Source organism: Pseudoflavonifractor sp. HCP28S3_F10, from assembly GCF_052065415.1.
Lineage (GTDB): Bacteria > Bacillota > Clostridia > Oscillospirales > Oscillospiraceae > Pseudoflavonifractor_A.
Genome location: NZ_JBQHUB010000012.1, coordinates 36,697 through 56,283, shown reverse-complemented (window position 1 = coordinate 56,283; position 19,587 = coordinate 36,697). Strand labels below are relative to the sequence as shown.

16 protein-coding genes are annotated in these 19,587 nt (G+C 60.4%); 12 read left to right on the top strand and 4 right to left on the bottom strand.

Annotated elements, in window-relative coordinates; translation table 11 throughout:
- Positions 1-39: 39 nt before the first annotated feature.
- Positions 40-1,986 (bottom strand): putative bifunctional diguanylate cyclase/phosphodiesterase, encoded by a 1,947-nt coding sequence (locus ACTNBZ_RS07125; protein WP_441208978.1) that lies wholly within the window; start codon positions 1,984-1,986, stop codon positions 40-42.
- A gap of 411 nt (positions 1,987-2,397) precedes the next feature.
- On the opposite strand from ACTNBZ_RS07125, the gene ACTNBZ_RS07120 reads away from it, so the two are divergent.
- From ACTNBZ_RS07120 to ACTNBZ_RS07070, 11 genes are all read left to right on the top strand, one after another.
- Complete coding sequence (locus ACTNBZ_RS07120) at positions 2,398-3,927, top strand: recombinase family protein (protein ID WP_441208977.1); 1,530 nt, start codon at positions 2,398-2,400, stop codon at positions 3,925-3,927.
- A gap of 222 nt (positions 3,928-4,149) precedes the next feature.
- Positions 4,150-4,728 carry a dipicolinate synthase subunit B gene (locus ACTNBZ_RS07115; protein ID WP_441208976.1) on the top strand — a complete coding sequence of 193 codons (579 nt, stop codon included), beginning with the start codon at positions 4,150-4,152 and terminating at the stop codon, positions 4,726-4,728.
- A gap of 126 nt (positions 4,729-4,854) precedes the next feature.
- A complete protein-coding gene (locus ACTNBZ_RS07110; RefSeq protein ID WP_441208975.1) occupies positions 4,855-5,805 on the top strand; it encodes a DUF2156 domain-containing protein in 951 nt (316 codons plus the stop codon).
- 228 nt (positions 5,806-6,033) lie between these two features.
- Positions 6,034-6,969 (top strand): ABC transporter permease, encoded by a 936-nt coding sequence (locus ACTNBZ_RS07105; protein WP_441208974.1) that lies wholly within the window; start codon positions 6,034-6,036, stop codon positions 6,967-6,969.
- A 5-nt stretch (positions 6,970-6,974) separates the two neighbouring features.
- Positions 6,975-8,309: an ABC transporter permease gene (locus ACTNBZ_RS07100; protein WP_441208973.1), complete on the top strand. Its 1,335-nt coding sequence runs from the start codon at positions 6,975-6,977 to the stop codon at positions 8,307-8,309.
- 19 nt (positions 8,310-8,328) lie between these two features.
- Complete coding sequence (locus ACTNBZ_RS07095; protein ID WP_441208972.1) at positions 8,329-9,387, top strand: ABC transporter ATP-binding protein; 1,059 nt, start codon at positions 8,329-8,331, stop codon at positions 9,385-9,387.
- Complete coding sequence (locus tag ACTNBZ_RS07090; RefSeq protein ID WP_441208971.1) at positions 9,380-10,456, top strand: ABC transporter ATP-binding protein; 1,077 nt, start codon at positions 9,380-9,382, stop codon at positions 10,454-10,456. Before ACTNBZ_RS07095 ends, ACTNBZ_RS07090 begins: the two co-directional genes overlap by 8 nt.
- A gap of 259 nt (positions 10,457-10,715) precedes the next feature.
- The gene (locus ACTNBZ_RS07085; RefSeq protein ID WP_441208970.1) at positions 10,716-12,449 is read left to right on the top strand and encodes a peptide ABC transporter substrate-binding protein; all 1,734 of its coding nucleotides are present in this window, start codon (positions 10,716-10,718) and stop codon (positions 12,447-12,449) included.
- Between the two features lie 267 nt (positions 12,450-12,716).
- Entirely contained in the window at positions 12,717-13,517 is an 801-nt protein-coding gene (locus ACTNBZ_RS07080) for an ABC transporter substrate-binding protein (RefSeq protein ID WP_441208969.1), read from the top strand.
- Positions 13,518-13,581: 64 nt separating this feature from the next.
- Entirely contained in the window at positions 13,582-14,337 is a 756-nt protein-coding gene (locus ACTNBZ_RS07075; RefSeq protein ID WP_441208968.1) for an amino acid ABC transporter permease, read from the top strand.
- Positions 14,324-15,046, top strand: a complete 723-nt coding sequence (locus tag ACTNBZ_RS07070; RefSeq protein ID WP_441208967.1) for an amino acid ABC transporter ATP-binding protein — start codon at positions 14,324-14,326, stop codon at positions 15,044-15,046. The genes ACTNBZ_RS07075 and ACTNBZ_RS07070 overlap by 14 nt, the downstream gene beginning before the upstream one ends.
- 98 nt (positions 15,047-15,144) lie before the next feature.
- Here ACTNBZ_RS07070 and ACTNBZ_RS07065 read toward each other — a convergent pair whose 3' ends face one another.
- Both ACTNBZ_RS07065 and ACTNBZ_RS07060 read right to left on the bottom strand, forming a co-directional pair.
- Positions 15,145-16,836 carry a DAK2 domain-containing protein gene (locus tag ACTNBZ_RS07065; protein WP_441208966.1) on the bottom strand — a complete coding sequence of 564 codons (1,692 nt, stop codon included), beginning with the start codon at positions 16,834-16,836 and terminating at the stop codon, positions 15,145-15,147.
- 30 nt (positions 16,837-16,866) lie between these two features.
- A complete protein-coding gene (locus ACTNBZ_RS07060) occupies positions 16,867-17,217 on the bottom strand; it encodes an Asp23/Gls24 family envelope stress response protein (protein WP_441208965.1) in 351 nt (116 codons plus the stop codon).
- Between the two features lie 202 nt (positions 17,218-17,419).
- Here ACTNBZ_RS07060 and ACTNBZ_RS07055 point away from each other — a divergent pair, with 202 nt between their 5' ends.
- Complete coding sequence (locus ACTNBZ_RS07055; protein ID WP_441208964.1) at positions 17,420-17,608, top strand: hypothetical protein; 189 nt, start codon at positions 17,420-17,422, stop codon at positions 17,606-17,608.
- A gap of 144 nt (positions 17,609-17,752) precedes the next feature.
- Here ACTNBZ_RS07055 and ACTNBZ_RS07050 read toward each other — a convergent pair whose 3' ends face one another.
- Entirely contained in the window at positions 17,753-19,366 is a 1,614-nt protein-coding gene (locus tag ACTNBZ_RS07050; RefSeq protein ID WP_441208963.1) for a PucR family transcriptional regulator, read from the bottom strand.
- Between the last annotated feature and the right edge of the window lie 221 nt (positions 19,367-19,587).

Sequence of the window (19,587 nt, the reverse complement as noted above, 5' to 3'; positions counted from 1 at the left end):
AGGCGCCCCCGGTCGGTTTGGACCGGGGGCGCTTTTTTGTCAGGACTGCTCCGCGGCGGAGGGAGGCGCGGCGGAAAGGAAGCGGATAAAGTCGCCCTCCGGCATGGGGTGGGCGTAGTAAAAGCCCTGGATGCTGTCGGCACCGCAGCGGCAGAGCAGCTCGGCCTGAGAGGCGGTCTCCACGCCCTCAGCGATGAGCCGTTTCCCCAGACCGTGAAAGAGCTGGATAAGGGTGCGTACCATAAGGCCGGCCTGGGGATCGTCTGGCAGGGGCGCGATCAGGCTGCGGTCCAGCTTGATGTACTCAAAGGGAAGACCCAGCACACAGGAGAGGTTGGAGTACCCGGTGCCGAAATCATCCATAAAGAACCGGACGCCGTAATCGGTCAGGGAGGAGACGATGGCCTCCGCCCGTTTGGTATCCTCCAGAAACACCTGCTCCGTGATCTCAATCTTCAGCCGGCCGGGCGGGACCTGAAAACGGTCCAGCGCGGCGCGGACCCGGTGAATCAGGCCGGGATCCCGGAACTGGCGGGGGGAGAGATTGATGGAAACGTACTGAAGGGGACCTGCCCGCCCGGCACCCAGGAAGCGGCAGACCTCCTCCAGAACGATCCAGCTCAGCTCGTCGATCAGGCCGGTCTCCTCCGCCAGGGGAATGAACTCGCCGGGGGAGATGGGGGCGCCGTCATAGTCGGTCAGGCGAAGAAGGGCTTCGGCCGAGCAGAAGTGGCGGCCGTGGAGGCAATAGACCGGCTGATACCAGATCTGGAACCGGCGCTGCCGGATGGAGCTCCGCATCAGGTCCACCAGGTGCTGCCGCCGCCGGAACCGGGCTTCCACATCGGGGTCAAAACGGACGAGAGGACGGTTTTCCTGCCGGGCCAGACGGGCGGCGTATTCCAGAAAGTCGATGAGCTGGGCGGGGGTCTGCCGGCTGCCGCCGGTGTATACGACGTCGGCCAGATTCACGGAAAGGGTAAGAGACAGTCCGCCCAGCTGCCAGGGCTCCCGGAACCGCCGCTCCAGGATATCCAGCCGCCGGCAGGCCTCACGTTCATCCTGAGCGGGGCCGAGCAGGACGAACTCCACATTGTTGAACCGGAAGGCGGTAAAGGAGGGAAAGACGCCATCCAGATACCGGGCCGTCTCATAGAGCAGTGCGTCTCCGGCAGGATAGCCGTATTTCTGGTTGACCTGGGCAAACTGGGCCAGCGAGATCAGAATGAGCTGGAGGGGCTGGCGGCCGCCGGAACGCAGTGTGAGCTCGCGAAAAAAAGACGCCCGGTTCCGGATGCCGGTCAAACTGTCCAGCTCTACGCTGCGGGTGTGGAAACTGATGAATACGATCAGGTTGGCCTGGGCCAGCAGAGTGCCGTTGAGCAGCAGTCCGGGATAGAGCCGCTGGAACACGGTCATAAGCACCAAAAGAGGGGGCAGTACGTGCATCACGCGGACCATGGGGCGGGAGACGCTGGACCGGTTGCGCAGATAGCAGAGCACCAGCATGACCAGCTCCACGCCCAGAATGCAGTAGCCCATGGCGTTGAGGGGCCCCCGGTGGTAGCCGCCGGCCTCGTCAAAGAAAAAGAGAACGCCGCTGCGCAGGTTCCAGAGAGTGAGCAGGGCAAACCCGGCGGTGAGGGCGATGATGGCAGCCAGCGCCCGGTGCAGGCAGCGCTTGTCATATACATGCTCCAGCAGCAATGCAAAGAGAAAGCCGGCGATCAGGGAGCATACGGAGACGCACAGCAGAAAATACAGGCTGTTGAGGAGCCAGCTCAGCCACAGCGGGAGCAGGTCCGGGACTGCGATGGCATAGACGCACAGAGCGTTGAGCAGGATGGAGCCGCCGGAGGCGCAGAGACAGAGAAGATAAAGGCTGCGGCGGTGCGTGGGGAAGCGACCGCGCTCATTGTAGTAGAGAAACAGGATCACAATGGTGATAAAAGAGAGGAATTCCGCCGTGAGAGACCACCGGATCATGGAAAAATCCCTTCTTTCTCAAAAATGACCGGACAAGTGGTTACAAAATTTTAATTTATAACACAATTATATCATACCATAACACTATGCGCAATTTATTTCAAACAAGAATCAAAGAAGGAAACGGCCTTCATTTTGACCATATTACGGCGGCCATCCTTCCCGTCCCCTGATCGAACGGCCGGACAATTCGGGAGATCCATAAAAACAGCAGCACACCTAAGCGCAGCACACAAGCGGAATGGTCTCCTTGTGCTGCCGCATATGATAACCCTGAAAAGCACGCGAAGGCGGCAATGAAGGAGGTTTCTGTTTTATGAAGGTCATTTGTGGTTTCCCTGCCCAGGGGCCCACGCTGCAGGAGCAGCTGATCCGTCTGCTGCGCGGGCGGAAGAGAGAGGACGAAAAAGAATGGACGGGCAGAAAATAGGCCTCTACCTCCGCCTGTCAAGGGATGACGAGCGGGCAGGTGAGTCCATGAGCATCGAAAACCAACGAAGCGGCCTGATGCAATACGTACACAGACGCGGCTGGCAGGCAGCTGAGATCTATTCGGACGACGGCTACTCCGGGACCAATTTCGACCGCCCGGGCTTCCGCAGACTGCTGGATGACATTGCCGCAGGAAAGATCGATACCGTCATTACCAAGGACCTGTCCCGGCTGGGCCGTGACCAGATCGGGACAGCCTATTATTACCAGATCTATTTTCCGCAGCACCAGGTGCGCTATATCTCTGTGGCTGAAGGGTTTGACACTGCGGAACCGGGCGCGGCCGGGGCGCTTTTTCCCTTCCTCACGGCGGCCAATGATTTCTACACGGCGGATATCTCCAGAAAGGTCCGCGCCGCCCTGACGACACGGAAGCGGGAGGGGAAATTCATCGGCGCCTCGCCGCCCCTGGGCTACCGGAAGGACCCGGAGGAGAAAGGGCACCTGATCGTGGAGCTGGAGGGGGCTGAGGTGGTCCGCCGGATCTTTCGGATGTATCTGGCCGGTGGCTCCGTCATGGGGGTGGCAAAGGCGCTGACCGAGCAGGGCGTACCCACGCCTTCCCAGCGTAAGGGCGGCGGTATCACAGGCAGCCGCTTTCCCGGCGTATGGAGCGATACCATGGTGCGGCGCATCCTGACCAACCCCACATACGCGGGACATCTGACCCAGAACCGGCGGGAAAAGGTCAACTACAAGCTCTCGCGGCGGGTCACGCTCCCCGAGGAAGCATGGATCATCATCCCCAATACCCACGAGCCGCTGGTCTCCCAGGATACCTTTGACCGGGTCCGGGAGATGCTGGCCGTACGGAGCTATACGCACAGCGGCCGGGGCGGTCACCTGCTGACCGGGCTGGCCTTTTGCGCCGACTGCGGCTCTCCCATGACCTACGTCAGGGAGAGCGAAACGAGGACCTGCATGGTCTGCCAAGGCTACCGGAAGGGAGGAAGGCTCCACCTGTGTACCGCCCACCGCATCCGGGAGGACGCCGTGATCGGAGCGATCCAAAGGGAACTCAGGGCGTTGGCCGGGCAGTTGGATGAAAGGGAAATCCAAAAGGCGCTCCAAAATGAGGACGCCGCGGATGGTGCGGAGCGGCGGCAGCGGGCTGCCCGGCAGAAGCTGGAACGGCTGAACGCAGTCCTGGAGCAGCTCTATCAGGACAGGGAAGCCGGAGTGCTGCTGGAGGGGGAGTTCCGGACACTGCTGGCACGGAACCGGGAGGAGCGTGCAGGATGGGAGGGGATATTGGAAGAGGCACGGCAGCACATGGAGCAGGAGAGTACACACAGGGACTTTGCAGAGCAGATCCATCAGTTCCTGACCTTTGACACCCTGGACCGGGCGGCTGTAACCTCCCTGCTGGCCCGTGTCCTCATCCACGCCGATCAGACCGTCGAATTGGAGTTCCGCTTTTGCAGGCCGGAGGGACAGGAAACTGTCTGACGGCCTGCTTTTTATGCGCTGTCAGTCCTCCGGAAGGAGGCAGACCTGACGCACCCCGTATCCGATCCCCACATCCGCCGGGGTGGACTTTGAGGCGGCGCGCCGCCTGGGGGTGCGTGCCATCTGGGCCCTCTCCCTGCCGGGAAAGACCGCGCCGGTGACCGCAGGCCGTGCCATCCGCACCGCCATCTATAATATCCTCAATGAATTGGGAGTGTGAGTATGGAAGCATGTAATATCGGCTTTGCCTTCTGCGGCTCTTTTTGTACTTACAGCCGGGCCATGGAGGCCCTGGAAGAGGTGGCACGAAGATATGAGCACGTGATCCCCATCGTCTCGGAGCGGAGCGCCGCCACCGATACCCGCTTTGGCAACGCCCATGACTTTATGCGGGAGATGGAGCGCATCTGCGACCGCCGGGTCATCGATTCCATTGTCAAGGCTGAGCCCATCGGCCCCCAGAAACTGCTGGATGTGCTGGTGATCTGCCCCTGCACCGGAAATACACTGGCCAAGCTGGCCTCGGGCATCACCGACTCCTCAGTGACCATGGCGGCCAAGGCCCACCTGCGCAACGGGCGGCCCGTGGTGGTGGCGCTGTCCACCAACGACGGTCTGGCGGCCTCCGCCAGGCACATCGGGACGCTGCTGGAAAAGAAAAACGTCTACTTCGTGCCCTTCCGGCAGGACGATCCGGAACGCAAACCTACCTCGCTGATGGCCGATTTCAGCCGGGTGCCGGCGGCCATCGAGGCGGCCCGCCGGGGAGAACAGCTCCAGCCGGTGCTGCTGGGGAGCTGACAGGGAGAGGAGTCCCCGCGCCGTGAGTGTGGGGACTCCTTCCACTTGCTATTTTCAGACGGGCGTGGTAGGATATCACCGGGAAAATCGCGAAAAGAGTGCGACCCAAAGGAGAAGGATGGACCGATGATCGATTTTCGTGAACCGACGCTGGCGGACAAGCCGTGGGTGGACGGACTGCTGGCACAGGCGGATTATAAGGGATGTGAATATAATTTCACCAATCTGTATACCTGGCGGAAGGCCTTCCATTACCGGATCGCCCGGGTGGAGGGCTTCCTGGCGGTCCATCTGTGCGGCGCCCTGGGGTGCAGCTGCCTCTATCCCGCCGGAGCCGGGGATGTGCGGCCGGTGATCCGGGAACTGGCCCGGGACGCCGGGGCACGGGGGGAGACATTGCGCCTGGTGTGCCTGACGCCACGGCAGATGGACGAGCTGGAGGGGCTCTTCCCGGGCCGCTTCGCCTTTCAGCCTGACCGGGACGGGTACGATTATCTCTACGACATCCACCGGCTGGCCGACCTGCCGGGCAAGAAGATGCACAATAAGCGAAACCACATCAGCGCTCTGGAACGGGAATTCCCGGACTGGCGCTATGAGGAGCTGACCCCCGCGCTGCTGCCCGAGTGCCTGGAGATGGACCGGGAGTGGTACCGCCGCAGCCGGGAGCGGGAGGGCAGGCAGGAGGAAGCGGATCTGGGCAATGAGGGCATAGCCCTGCGGGAGGCGATGGAGCACTTTGAGGCGCTGGGACTGGAGGGCGGACTGATCCGCATCTGCGGCGAGGTAGTGGCCTTCACCATGGGCGACCGGCTGAATTCCACGATTTACGATGTGCATTTTGAGAAAGCCTACAATGAGCTGCGGGGGGCCTATCCCCTCATCAACCGGGAGTTTGCCCGGCGGGTCCGGGAGAAGTACCCTGAAATTTGCTGTCTGAATCGGGAAGACGATATGGGTGTCCCCGGTCTGCGGAAGGCAAAAGAGTCCTATTATCCCGACGAAATGGTTGAAAAACACAGTGCAATTCTTCAAAATGGACCTGAATTGCAATATATTAGCGAGCTAATGCAATAAAACGGTAGCGCAGGAAAGAACGAATAATCCACAAAATGTCTCTTGACTGCGGACATTATTTACGGTAAAATATACAAACCATTAATATACCCTCGGTAGACAGGGGTCGATACGGCTTTATGGTGTCCGAAAAGGCCGCCGGCGCGGCCGCCGGGCGGTGCGTCGTCCCTTATTTGCCGGGGGTAAGTATGTGAATGGCCCAAAAAGAAAGTCATAGGAAGTGAGATCATGGCGAAATATGTGGTAAAGCGCGTCCTGATGGCGCTGCTGACCATCCTTCTGGTGGCGTGCATCACCTTTTTCCTGATGCATGCGATCCCCGGCAACCCCTGGCTCAGCGACAAGTCTCCCTCTCCGGAGGTCATCGCGGCCCTCAACGCCAAGCATGGACTGGACAAGCCCCTCCATATCCAGCTGGGCATATACCTGAAGAACCTTCTGCATCTGGACATGGGCACCTCCATCAAGATGCAGAAGAACTATCCCGTCATCAATATCATTAAGGAGATGTTCCCGGTCTCGGCCAAGATCGGTATCATTGCCCTGCTCTGGGCGGTGGCTGTGGGCGTCCCATTGGGGTGTATCGCGGCCTATAACCGTGGCAAGCCGGTGGACAGCGCCCTGCGTATCGTCTGCACGGTGGGTATCTCCATGCCCTCCTTCGTGACGGCCACGCTGCTGCTCTTTACCCTGTGCGGCGGCCTGGCCCAGGTGTTCCCCACCATGTTCGACGGGTCGTGGCAGAGTTATGTGCTGCCCTGCTTCTCCCTGGGCTTTTATCCCATGTGTTATATCTCCCGACAGAGCCGGGCGGCCATGCTGGACGCCATCAACCAGGAGTACATCAAGACGGCCCGGGCCAAGGGCCTCAAGACCAATAAGATCATCTTCAAGCATGCTCTGCGCAACGCCCTGATCCCGGTCATCACTTATCTGGGCCCCCAGGTGGCCTTCACCCTGTCCGGCGGCTTCGTGGTGGAGAAGGTGTTCAACATCCCCGGCCTGGGCCGCTACTTTGTCCAGGCCATCCCCAACCGGGACTATCCGGTGATTATGGGCACCACCATCTTCCTGGCCACCTTCATCGTTCTGATGAACCTGGTGGTGGACCTGCTGTATAAGCTGGTGGATCCCCGCATCAACCTGGCGAAGGGAGGCAAGTAAGGATCATGGCAGACAAGTACAAGCATATGGGCTCGCTCCAGATCAACGACGAATATATCATGGGACTGGGCGACGCTGACTTTGCCCCCGCCGGCAGGGAGGAAAAGGCCAACTTCATTGCCGAGCGCAAGAGCATCTCCTACTGGGCCGACGCCTGGCGCCGCCTGCGCAAAAACACGGTGGCCATGGTGGCCGCCGCGGTGCTGATCCTTATTTTCCTGTTCGCCTTCGTGGGTCCCGTCATCGTGCCCTACAGCTATGACGAGTTCAACGCCGGCGCCGAGAACCTGCATCCCTGGCACTATTCGCTGGAGGATCAGGCCCGCCTGGCCGAGGCCACCCAGACCCTGGATCCGGATGAGGCGGTGGAGCAGGCCCGGGCCGAGGCCGAAAAGGCCGGCAAGAAGCTCACCCCCATTGAAGAGGCCAAGATCCGCGCCAAGGCCAAGGCCTCCGGCCAGATCACCGATGAGGAGGGCAACGTCCTCTCCGGTGACGAGCTCAACGCCTATATGATCAAGAAGCTGGGCATCAAGGCCAAGCTGGGCGGCTACTCCAACAAGGAGCTGGAGCGTATGGCCAACGGCGAGAAGGTCTTTCCCCATCTTTTCGGCACCGACCGCAACGGCCGTGACCTGATGGTGCGCACCATGGTGGGCACCCGGGTGTCCATGATCGTGGGCGTGTTCGCCGCGCTGCTGGTGCTGGTCATCGGCGCCGTGTACGGCTCCATCTCCGGCTACTGCGGCGGCAAGGTGGACGCGGTGATGCAGCGTATCGTGGAGGTCATCTATTCCATCCCCGAAGTGCTGGTCATCCTGCTCATCTCCATGGTCATGAATGAGACTCTCAAGGGTTTCGTCAACGCCAACCGCGGCAATGTGCTGGCCGAACTGGTCAACCTGCTGGGCTCCAACCTGATCGGCATGTTCATCGCCTTCGGCCTGCTGTACTGGGTCACCATGAGCCGCATCATCCGCGGCCAGATCATCCAGCTCAAGGAGCAGGAGTATGTCACCGCCGCCCGTGCCCTGGGCGCTTCCGGCGGACGGATCATCAAGCGTCACCTGCTGCCCAACTGCATGGGCCAGATCGTGGTCACCACCTGCCTGCAGATCCCCTCGGCCATCTTCCTGGAGTCCTTCCTGTCCTTCCTGGGCGTGGGCGTCTCCGCCCCCCTGGCCAGCCTTGGCTCCATGGCCTCCGACGCGCTGGGCGGCCTGTATACCTATCCGTACCGCCTGTTCTTCCCCGCCATCATCCTCAGCGTAATGATCCTGTCCTTCAACCTGTTTGGCGACGGCCTGCGCGACGCGCTGGATCCCCGCCTGAAAAAGTAAGAAAGGAGGAGACGATATCATGGCAAATAATGAGAACATTGTGAACAATGAGCCGGAGAAGCGGAGCGGCAAGCTCCTGGAAGTCAAGGACCTCCATGTCTCCTTCTTCACCCCCGCCGGTGAGGTCAAGGCCGTGGGCGGCATCAGCTATGACCTGAACTACGGCGAGGTCATGGGCATCGTGGGCGAGTCCGGCTCGGGCAAGAGCGTGGAGGCATACTCCATCATCGGCCTGCTCCAGTCTCCCGGCAAGGTCATCGGCGGCTCCATCACCTTCGAGGGCCAGGATGTGCTGGCCTTCTCCAAGGAGGAGATGACCGCCTTCCGCGGCAACAAGGTCTCCATGATCTTCCAGAACCCCATGACCTGCCTCAACCCGGTCTACACCATCGGCAACCAGCTTATCGAGGCCCTGCGGGCCCACGACAAGAAGATCACCAAGGAACAGGCCGCAAAGCGGGCCATGGAGATGCTGGAGCTGGTGGGCATCAACAACGTGCAGAAGCGGATGAAGCAGTATCCCCATGAGTTCTCCGGCGGCATGCGCCAGCGCGTGATGATCGCCATGGGTCTCATCTGCCATCCCCAGCTGCTCATTGCCGACGAGCCTACCACCGCCCTGGACGTGACCATTCAGGCCCAGATCCTGGAGCTGATGAAAGACCTGCAGAAAAAGACCCACATGGGCATCATCTTCATTACCCACAACCTGGGCGTGGTGGCCGAGATCTGCGACAAAGTCAGCGTCATGTACGCCGGCAAGATGGTGGAGCAGGGCAAGGTGGACGATATTTTCTACCATCCCGCGCACCCCTATACCCTGGGCCTGCTGCGTTCCATGCCCCGGGTGGACGCCGAGAGCCACGAGCGCCTGATCCCCATCGAGGGTACGCCTGTGGATATGCTCAACCCGCCGGAGGGATGTCCTTTCGCGCCCCGGTGCGAGAACTGCATGAAGATCTGCCTCCAGAAAATGCCGCCCTATGTGGAGCTGGGCGAGGGCCATCGCTCCGCCTGCTGGCTGCGGGTACAGGAGCAGCTGAAGAACAAGGGAGAGGAGGGAGCGAACAATGGCTGAGAAGGAGATCCTGCTGGAAGTACAGAACCTGAAGAAGTACTTCCACGTCAAGGGGACCAAGGGACCCGGCGTCCAGGCCGTGGAGAACGTGTCCCTCTATATCGAAAAGGGCGAGACCCTGGGCCTGGTGGGCGAGTCCGGCTGCGGCAAGACCACCCTGGGCCGCACCATCCTCCGGCTCCATGAGCCCACCTCCGGTAAGATTATCTACGGGGGCGAAACCATCTTCGAGGGGGAGGACCCCTGGCAGCGCAAGACCGTTGAGGTCAAGGAGAAGGACGGTTCCACCGTGGAGAAGGAGGAGATGGTCCATGTCAGCGTGCCCAAGCCCCGGGCGGTGAATATGCTGCCCTACCGCCGGAAGATGCAGATCATCTTTCAGGACCCCTCCGCCAGCCTGGACCCCCGCATGACGGTGGGCGAGATCATCGGCGAGGCGCTGGACATCCACAAGCTTTACTCCAGCAAGGCCGAGCGCACCGAGCGCATCAAGGAACTGCTGAGCATGGTGGGACTCAACACCGAGCACGCCAACCGCTATCCACACGAGTTCTCCGGCGGCCAGCAGCAGCGCGTGGGCATTGCCCGTGCCCTGGCGGTCAAGCCCGAGTTCATCGTGTGCGACGAGCCCATCTCCGCCCTGGACGTGTCCATCCAGTCCCAGGTGGTCAACATGCTGGAGGACATGCAGAGCGATATGGGCCTGACGTACCTGTTTATCGCCCATGACCTGAGCGTGGTGCGCCACATTTCCAACCGCATCGGCGTCATGTATCTGGGCAGCCTGGTGGAGCTGGCCGAGAGCTATGAGCTCAACCGGCACCCCCTCCACCCCTACACCCAGACCCTGCTCTCCGCCGTGCCCGTGCCTGACCCCGAGATCAGCCGCGGCCGGAAGCGCATCGTGCTCCAGGGCGATATCCCTTCGCCCATGAATCCGCCCTCCGGCTGCCGGTTCCACACCCGCTGTCCGTATGCCACGGAGCAGTGCAGCCGGTGCGCACCCGAGTTCCGCGAGGTGGAGACCGGCCACTGGGTGGCCTGCCATCTGGTGGACAAGCTCGGATGATTTAGCACAGCAGTGCAAAAAAGAAAGAAAAAGGCGGGCAATATTCCGGTTTTTCCAATAAATTGTTCTCTGATTTCAGTTAACAATTTTGAAACAATTACTTTACAGTATTGCCGTCACATGATATAATCAACTATACTTCAGCTTCAGGAGCCCCATGGGGCTCCTGGCTGTCCTGCACTGCAGGACAGCTGAGCGTCCTGTGTATCGCGCTGAGACCAGCGTGGAGATACAAAGAATTTTATTGGAGGTACAGCAAATGAAGAAGAGCAAGCTTCTGGCTCTGGCTCTGGCTGGCGCCATGATGGCGACCCTGCTCGCCGGCTGCGGCAACACCAATGCGTCCCAGCCTTCCGCGCCCCAGGGCAGCAGCGCGCCCGAGGCCAGCACCCCCGCTGCCAGCGAAGGGTTCAACCTCTCCCTGTGCATCGCGTCCGAGCCTCAGACCATCGACCCCACCCTGAACAGCTCCGTTGACGGCGCCATCATGGTCCAGCACATGTTCGAGGGCCTGATGAAGTGGGGCGACACCGGTACCAACGTGGCCGGCAACGTCAACGCCGCCGAGCTGGTCAATGGCCAGGCCGAGTCCTATGAGAAGACGGACAACGGCGATGGCACCGTCACCTACACCTTCAAGCTGCGCAGCGACATCAAGTGGTCCGACGGCAAGGACGTCACCGCCGGCGACTTTGAGTATGCCTGGAAGCGCCTGGTTGACCCCAAGACCGCCTCTGACTATGAGAACATGGCCGGCATGATCGCGGGCTATCAGGACATTCACGACGGCAACGCCGAACCCGACACCCTGGCTGTCAAGGCCGTGGACGACAAGACCCTGGAGGTCACCCTGTCCTACGACTGCCCCTATTTCCTGGAGGTCACCGCTTTCCCCGCCCTGCTGCCCATCCGTGAGGATATGATCGCTGCCGCCGGCGACGAGTGGACCTTCGATCCCGCCACCTACATCGGCAACGGCGCCTACAAGATGGTGGAGTGGAAGCACAACTCCCAGATCGTCATGGAGAAGAACCCCGAGTACTATGACTATGACAAGCTGGGTCCCGACACCATCACCTTCAAGCTGATGGACGACCAGAACGCCATGCTGGCCGCCTATAACTCCGGCGAGCTGCAGTTCATCAACGACATGCCCGTGGACGAGATCCCCACTCTGCTTGCCGACGGCAAGATGGAGATCGTGGACTACATCGGCACCTACTATGTCTGCTACCAGACCCAGAAGGCTCCCTTCGACGACTGGCGTGTCCGCAAGGCCTTCACCCTGGCCATCGACTCCAAGTACATCGTGGAGAAGGTGACCCAGACCGGTCAGGTCCCCGCCACCGGCTTTGTGCCCGCCGGCGTGTATGACGTCGAGGGCGCCACCGGCGACGACTTCCGCACCGTGGGCGGCGACTACTGGAACGCTCCCGTGGACGACGCCACCTACCAGGCCAACCTGAAGGAGGCCAACCGCCTGCTGGACGAGGCCGGCTATGAGGACCGCTCCACCTTCCCCGTGGTGACCTACCTCTACAACACCTCCGACAACCACAAGGCCGTGGGCGAGGCCCTGCAGTCTCAGTGGAAGAACGGCCTGGGCGTTGAGGTCAAGCTGGAGAACCAGGACTGGTCCGTGTTCCTGCAGACCCGTAAGGACGGCGACTACCAGATCGCCCGCAACGGCTGGATCGCTGACTACAACGATCCCATGTCCTTCCTGGATATGTGGCTGACCGGCGGCGGCAACAACGACGCCCAGTATGTCAATGCCAACTACGATGCCGCCATCAAGAAGGCCATGTCCACCTCCGATCCCGCCGAGCGTATGGCCGCCATGCATGAGGCCGAGGATATCATCATCGGTCAGGACTGGGCCCTGGGTCCCATCTACTTCTACACTGAGAAGTTTATGATGGACAGCGAGATCAACGGCGCTTATTATACCCCCTTGGGTTTCTACTTCTTCATGTACACCACCCGCGGCTAAGCCACGTACTGCATAAGGGAAAAGAGGCAGAGCATTTGCTCTGCCTCTTTTTTCACGATTTGCGCCGCTGAAGTGGAGGAATTGAGGAATATGGGCACGATGCACAAGTCATGGAACCATTTCTGCTCTGGGTTGGTCATATTCATAAATATGCAGAAAAGGCTTGCATTTTTATGAATATGGTGTATAATCAAACCATACCTCAGCCAGACAACGGGCGGAACAGGAAAGACCGCCCGCGGAAGAATCGATTAGGAGACGATGAATATGAAAAAGATCTTTGCTCTGGGCATGGCCGCTGCCCTGTCCCTGACGCTGCTGGCCGGCTGCGGCAGCGGTACCGCCGCTCAGCCCAGCTCCCCTGCCGCCAGCGCTCCCGCTGGCTCCGCGGTTTCCACGGTGGAGGCCGGTAAGCTGCATATGTCCACCAACGCCGCCTTCCCTCCCTATGAGATGGTGGCGGACGACGGCTCTTTTGAGGGCATCGACGTAGAGGTGGCCGGCGCCATCGCCGAGAAGCTGGGCCTGGAGCTGGTAGTGGATGACATGGACTTTGACGCCGCCCTCCTGGCCGCTCAGAACGGCCAGAGCGACATCGTCATGGCCGGTGTTTCCGTTACTGACGAGCGCAAGCAGGTCATGGAGTTTTCCGATACCTACACCACCGCCGTTCAGGTCATCATTGTGCCCGAGGGCAGCGACGTGACCGTGGACAATCTGGGCGAGAAGATGATCGGCACCCAGCGGGGTACCACCGGCTACATCTACTGTTCCGACGACTACGGTGAGGACCATGTCACCGCCTATGACAACGGCGCCACCGCCGTGCAGGCCCTGCTGGGCGGCCAGGTGGACTGTGTGGTCATCGACAGCGCTCCCGCCCAGGAGTTTGTGAAGGCCAACCCCGGCCTGACCATCCTGGACACCGAGTATGTCACCGAAGAGTATGCTATCGGCATGGCCAAGGGCAACACTGAGCTGCTGGATGCCGTCAACGGCGCGCTGAAGACCCTTATCGATGACGGTACGGTGCAGTCCATCATCGACAAGTACATTACCGCCGAATAATAAAAACAGGAAAAGGGGCGGCCCCAGCGGCCGCCTTTTTTTCCGGTAAGAGAGGAGGAAGCATATGGCGGCGCTCTACGAACAACTGGTGGGCAGCACCGATCTGAGCTTCTGGGAAAATACATTCGTGAAGTTCTACACCGCTTTCATCTATGGCGACCGCTGGAAGCTCTACCTCCAGGGCGTCGTGACCACTCTGGAACTGACGGTCATCGCCCTGATCTTCGGCGTTATTCTGGGTGTGCTGGTGGCGGTGGTCCGCACCTCCCACGATCAGCAGCGGGTAGGCAGACGCAACCCGGTCCTGGGTCTGGTGAACGCCCTGTGCCAGGTGTATACCACCGTGATCCGGGGCACCCCCATGCTGGTGCAGCTGCTGATCTGGGGCTTCGTGATCTTCAAGTCCAGCCGAAACCGCTTCCTGGTGGGCGTTATCGGCCTGGGCATCAACTCGGGCGCCTATGTGGCGGAGATCGTCCGGGGCGGACTGATGAGCGTGGACGCGGGCCAGAACGAGGCGGGCCGCTCCCTGGGCCTGAACTATCTGGACACCATGCGCTTTATCATCATTCCCCAGGCCTTCAAGAACATTCTACCCGCCCTGGGCAACGAGTTCATCACCCTCTTCAAGGATACCTCCCTGGTCTCCGCCATCGGCTCGGCGGAGCTGCTCTATTACGCCCAGGCTGTGGGCACCAAGACCTATGAGGTTATGTTCCCCTATCTTGGAGCTGCTGTGATCTATCTGGTCTTTGTGATCCTGCTCACCTGGCTCCAGGGCAAGCTGGAAAGGAGGCTGCGTCAAAGTGATCGACGTTAAACACCTCTCCAAGTCCTTCGGCGACCATCTGGTGCTGGATGACATTTCGGAGCATATTGCACCGGGCGAAAAGGTGGTCATCATCGGGCCTTCCGGCTCCGGCAAGTCCACCTTCCTGCGCTGCCTCAACCTGCTGGAGACCCCCACGTCCGGTACGATCACCTTTAACGGTACCGAGATCACCGATCCCAAGGTGGACATCGACGCGGTGCGCCGCCAGATGGGCATGGTGTTCCAGCACTTCAACCTTTTCCCCAATATGACCATTCGGAAGAACATCACTCTGGCCCCGGTGCGCACCGGCCTGATGAAACAGGCCGAGGCCGACGAGGAGGCCATCCGTCTGCTCAAGCGGGTGGACCTGCTGGACAAGGCTGACGCCTATCCCGCGCAGCTCTCCGGCGGCCAGAAGCAGCGTATCGCCATCGTCCGCGCCCTGGCCATGAAGCCCAAGGTCATGCTCTTCGACGAGCCTACCTCCGCCCTGGACCCCGAGATGGTGGGCGAGGTGCTCCAGGTCATGAAGGAGCTGGCGGAGGAGGGGATGACCATGGCGGTGGTCACCCACGAGATGGGTTTTGCCCGGGAGGTGGGCACCCGCGTCCTCTTCATGGACGGCGGCCACATCCTGGAGCAGAACGAGCCCCACGCCTTTTTTGCAAACCCCAAGGAACAGCGCACCATCGATTTCCTCTCCAAGGTGCTGTAAGCAAATCGTGTTTTGGCCGCCCGGCGTTCCGCCGGGCGGCTTTTTTATGCAAAAAAATTCCGTTCCGTGACCACGGAACGGAATTTTTAAAGAAAAGATCACTCGGCGGAGATCATGTAGTAATAGACGGGCTGACCGCCGGAGAGCAGGGTGATCTCGGCATTGGGGCAGGCAGCCTGGAAGAGGCCCAGGGCCTTCTGGGCGTCCTCCTCCGACACATCCACGCCGTAGAAGATGCTGATGAACTCGGCCTGCTGGGAGGCGTCGGACCGGGCCAGCCGCTCCAGCAGGGCGGATAAATCCTGGTCGGTGCCGAAGAGCTGGTGCTCCACCAGGGCCAGGTAATCGCCCTGCTTGATGGCAAAGCCATCAAAGTCCGAATCCCGGGCGGCATAGGTGATCTCGCTGGTGGATACCCGGCCCAGAGCCTCGGTCATGGCGGCAATGTTCTCCTCCTCGCCGGCCTCGGGGTCCATCACCAGCAGGGCGGAAATGCCCTGAGGCACGGTCTTGCTGGGCAGGACCACCACCTTTTTACCCTCGGCCAGGGGAACGCACTGCTCAGCCGCCATGATGATGTTCTTGTTGTTGGGCAGCACAAAGACGATCTCGGCGGGGGTCTTGTCAATCTCACGCATGATGTCCTCGGTAGAGGGGTTCATGGTCTGACCGCCGGAGATGATCCCGTCGACCCCCAGGTCGTGGAACACAGCGGCAAGCCCCTCGCCGGCGCAGACCGTGACCACGCCGTACTTCTTTTCGGGAGCGGCCACTTTGCGCGCCTCCTCATGTCCGCCCTCCAGCTCAGCCTCCACGGCGTCCAGATCGTCGGTGCTCTGGACGTGCCGTCCGGCGGCCAGATCGTCGGCCTGGGTGCGCATGTTCTCGATCTTGGCCAGCTCCAGGGTTCCGTACTTCTGGGCCTCGGTCAGAGCCTCGCCGGGGATGTTGGTGTGAACGTGGACTTTGAAGGAATCGTCGCTTTCGCCGATGACCAGACTGTCGCCGATGCTGTTGAGATAGGCCTGGAAGGGCACCAGATTGACGTCCTCGCTGGCCTTGCGGACGATGAACACCGTGTCAAAGGCAAAGGTGATCTCCTCCTGGCTCATCATGGCGAAGTCCGCCTTGTCCTTGGGGGCGTCGGCCTCCCCACCGGTTTCCTCAGGCATGGCCACGCCCCGCAGCTCGTCCAGCATACCCTGGAGGATGACCAGGAAGCCCTTGCCTCCGGCATCCACTACGCCGGCCTTCTTCAGGACCGGGTTCTGATTCACGGTGTCGGCCAGAGCCACCTCACCTTCGCGGATGGCGGCCTCCAGCACTGCCTCGGGAGCAGGATTCTCCCGGGCGGCAGCGGCGGCCTGGGCGGCAGCCAGGCGGGAAACGGTGAGGATGGTGCCCTCGGCGGGCTTCATTACCGCCTTGTAGGCGGCGGCCACGCCGAAGTCCAGCGCGATGGCCAGATCCCGGCCGTCGATGGTCTCCTTCTCCTTTACAGCCTTGGCAAAGCCCCGGAAGAGCAGGGAGAGGATGACGCCGGAATTGCCGCGGGCCCCCCGCAGCAGGGCGTTGGCGTTGGCGCCGGCGGCCTCGCCCACAGTGGGGTACTTCTTCTTGCGCAGCTCGGCGGCGGCGGTACTGATGGTCAGTCCCATATTGGTGCCGGTGTCACCGTCGGGCACCGGGAATACGTTGAGCTCGTTGATGTGCTGCTTCTGGCTGTTGATGGAGGCCGACGCGTGGATGATCATCTGTGCAAACAGCGCCCCGTCAATGGTTTCTCTCATGTCCGTGTTCCTTCCTTTCGATGGGGGTGATCAGCCGATGACCATGGAGTCGATGCAGACGTCCACGTTCTTGACTTCCACACCGGTGGTGCGGCTGACGATATAGCGGACCTCGCTCATGATGGAGCGGCTCACCGCCATCAGGTTGACGCCGTTGTCCACGATAATATGCAGCTCGATGGAGACGCTGGAATCGTCGTTATAAGTGACCTTCACGCCCTTGGACATGGACTCCCGACGGAGCAGGTGGACCAGCCCGTCGGTCTTGGAGCGGATGGCCATGCCCTTCACTCCGTAGCAATTGGTGGCCGCGGCGCCGGTGATATTGGTAAACACCTCGCTGCTGATGCGGATCTCACCCTTTTCGGTCTGCAGCTTCATAAAGGACCCTTCCTTTCTATCCGAGAATTGGCACCCGCGTAAAAATACGCGGCAGATTTCTTTCCATTCGTTTCTTTATTATATTCTATTTCCCTGCAAACTACAAGGGAAAAAGTTTACTGCGGTATGGCAGATAAGCATTGTAATTTGGCCGGAAAGCGTGTAAACTAAAACTATCATTTGGACAAGGAGGCGACGGGATATGAAAATCGCCCGTTTTGTGCTGAAGATCGTGGCTCTCTCGCTGACGATTGCCGCCGGGGTCTGCTGTATCATCGCATACTGGGACAAGATCGCGGCCTTCTTTGGCTGCGCCAAGGAGAAGCTGTCCGCGGGGAAGGCCTGCTGCTGCCACTCGGAGTTTGACGATTACGCGGACTGGGACGATTAAGGACATGTGCTCCGGGGACGATTCCGCCCCTGGATCAAGATCAAAAAATTGCCGGGCTGCCTGGGGAGATCCCCGGGCGGCCCGGCTTTTTTCCACTCCGAACGGGCCGTCCGGGCAGGAATATGGGAACGTGGAACAATGCCCTCAGCGGATCAGATCCAGCTTGAAGGCAATGCGAAGCTGGAGCTGGGTCTCCACGTCGGATATGGAGAGGTCCAGCAGCCGTTCGATCTGGGCGATGCGGTAGACCACCGTGTTATAGTGGCTGTGGAGAAGCTGGGCGGTCTTCTGGGTGTTGCAGCCCTGCTCCAGATAGATCCGCAGCGTGTCCAGCAGAGCGGTGCGGTGGGCGCTGTCATACTCTTTCAGCGGCCGGAGAAAACGGTCCTTGTACTGCTGTATGGCGTCATCCTCCGGCAGGAGGGCCAGCAGGTAGAGGACCCCCAGGGTCTCGTAGGTAATGGCCTGGCGGCGGATGCCGCATTTCCGGCTGATGGCGCTGATCTTTCTGGCCTGCTGGTAGGCCAGAGGAAGGTCCTGCACCGGGTAGGAGTCGCTGATGCAGAAGCTCATGTCGCCCTTGTCCATGATGTAGTTGAGCTTTTCCATAAGGAGAGAGAGCTCGTGCAGGGAAAAATCGCCGGTGGGGCCGTCCTCGATGACCAGGATCAGCTTGCCCTCCAGCACTGTGAACATGATGTTGGAGTTGAGATTGCGGATGATGTGGCGGATGATGCTCACATCCTCCTCTGCAAAGGCGTCGGAGTTGTGCGGGGTGTTCAGGTTGACGATGGCGGCCCGGTAGCGGCGGTCCACGCTGACGGTGTAACCGTCGGTCTGGGCAGAGAGGCAGATGTTGATGGCGTCCCCCAGACGGCCGAAGAGCCAGTTTTCCACAAATTGGCGCTTGTACTTCCGGCGGACCTTCTTGACCGCGATGGCATTTTTCATCTCAGCGGCCAGAATGTGGCTGACCCGGCCGATGACCCGCTGGTCTTCCTGGTCCAGCGGGGTGTAATACTCCGGAATGATGATGCGAATGCCGCTGTGGCCGCCGATGTCAAAAAAGTGGACGGGGATCTCCACCGGCTTGCCCTCCCGCAGGAAGAAAAGGGTGGGGAGGTTGGCCCGCTTGTAGAGCTGGCGGATCACATCCTCCTGCAGTCCGCCCAGCAGTTCCCGGCTCTGCTGGGTGGAGACCAGCTCGTTTTCCGAATCAAAGACCAGCACGGGGTTGGAGATGGCCTTTTCCAGGGCGGCCAGACTGGTCTCCGGGTCCTCGGACCTCATAAAGGCGTCCAGCAGAAGCTCCATTTTGTTCTGCATGCGCTGGAAGGATTGGGTCTCCCGGCGGAAGATCTCCTCCATGCTCTCCTGGACGATGCTGGCAAAAACGGCGGTCATGGGCAGCTCCACCAGCGGGAAGTCCAATTCCACGGCCCGCTGGACGAAACGGTCGGGCAGTCCCTGACGAAAACGGAGGGGCTTGAGGCAGAGGACGGCCGCGCCTGCCGCCTGAAGCTGGGGAAGCTGCTCCTCCAGCAGCTCCTCCCGGTCGCGGAAGAGATAGCCCGAGCTGATCACACACTCGCCGGCTTTGGCCCAATCAGCCATATTGGCGATCTCCACCACATTGGCCCGGGTGATGGGCACATCAAGCCTGCTGCCGGAGAGAAGGCGGGCACCCGACATGGAGCCCAGGCCCAGCAGATCCTTCAGCGTAAAGGACGCGGCGGCGACCGGTGGTGAGTATGACATATCTCCTGTCCCTCCTGTCAAAATAGGCTGAAAATATTATAGTCTATTTTCGCTGAAAAGCAATATAATGAATTCTGGTTTTTGTGCATATTTTGGGAGCAGTTCACAAAATGAGCCGTTTAAAATTGGTAGGAAACCACATTGTTATGTCATTTTTCACTAGCTATAATGGGTAAAGTCAAGAGGAACCTGACAAAATGGACAAATTGAAAAGGAGGATG

Excerpts from the sequence above, each read along its gene's own strand:
- ACTNBZ_RS07125 (WP_441208978.1), bottom strand. The coding sequence starts at position 1,986 with ATGATCCGGTGGTCTCTCACGGCGGAATTCCTCTCTTTTATCACCATT.
- ACTNBZ_RS07120 (WP_441208977.1), top strand. The coding sequence starts at position 2,398 with ATGGACGGGCAGAAAATAGGCCTCTACCTCCGCCTGTCAAGGGATGAC.
- ACTNBZ_RS07115 (WP_441208976.1), top strand. The coding sequence starts at position 4,150 with ATGGAAGCATGTAATATCGGCTTTGCCTTCTGCGGCTCTTTTTGTACT.
- ACTNBZ_RS07110 (WP_441208975.1), top strand. The coding sequence starts at position 4,855 with ATGATCGATTTTCGTGAACCGACGCTGGCGGACAAGCCGTGGGTGGAC.
- ACTNBZ_RS07105 (WP_441208974.1), top strand. The coding sequence starts at position 6,034 with ATGGCGAAATATGTGGTAAAGCGCGTCCTGATGGCGCTGCTGACCATC.
- ACTNBZ_RS07100 (WP_441208973.1), top strand. The coding sequence starts at position 6,975 with ATGGCAGACAAGTACAAGCATATGGGCTCGCTCCAGATCAACGACGAA.
- ACTNBZ_RS07095 (WP_441208972.1), top strand. The coding sequence starts at position 8,329 with ATGGCAAATAATGAGAACATTGTGAACAATGAGCCGGAGAAGCGGAGC.
- ACTNBZ_RS07090 (WP_441208971.1), top strand. The coding sequence starts at position 9,380 with ATGGCTGAGAAGGAGATCCTGCTGGAAGTACAGAACCTGAAGAAGTAC.
- ACTNBZ_RS07085 (WP_441208970.1), top strand. The coding sequence starts at position 10,716 with ATGAAGAAGAGCAAGCTTCTGGCTCTGGCTCTGGCTGGCGCCATGATG.
- ACTNBZ_RS07080 (WP_441208969.1), top strand. The coding sequence starts at position 12,717 with ATGAAAAAGATCTTTGCTCTGGGCATGGCCGCTGCCCTGTCCCTGACG.
- ACTNBZ_RS07075 (WP_441208968.1), top strand. The coding sequence starts at position 13,582 with ATGGCGGCGCTCTACGAACAACTGGTGGGCAGCACCGATCTGAGCTTC.
- ACTNBZ_RS07065 (WP_441208966.1), bottom strand. The coding sequence starts at position 16,836 with ATGAGAGAAACCATTGACGGGGCGCTGTTTGCACAGATGATCATCCAC.
- ACTNBZ_RS07060 (WP_441208965.1), bottom strand. The coding sequence starts at position 17,217 with ATGAAGCTGCAGACCGAAAAGGGTGAGATCCGCATCAGCAGCGAGGTG.
- ACTNBZ_RS07055 (WP_441208964.1), top strand. The coding sequence starts at position 17,420 with ATGAAAATCGCCCGTTTTGTGCTGAAGATCGTGGCTCTCTCGCTGACG.
- ACTNBZ_RS07050 (WP_441208963.1), bottom strand. The coding sequence starts at position 19,366 with ATGTCATACTCACCACCGGTCGCCGCCGCGTCCTTTACGCTGAAGGAT.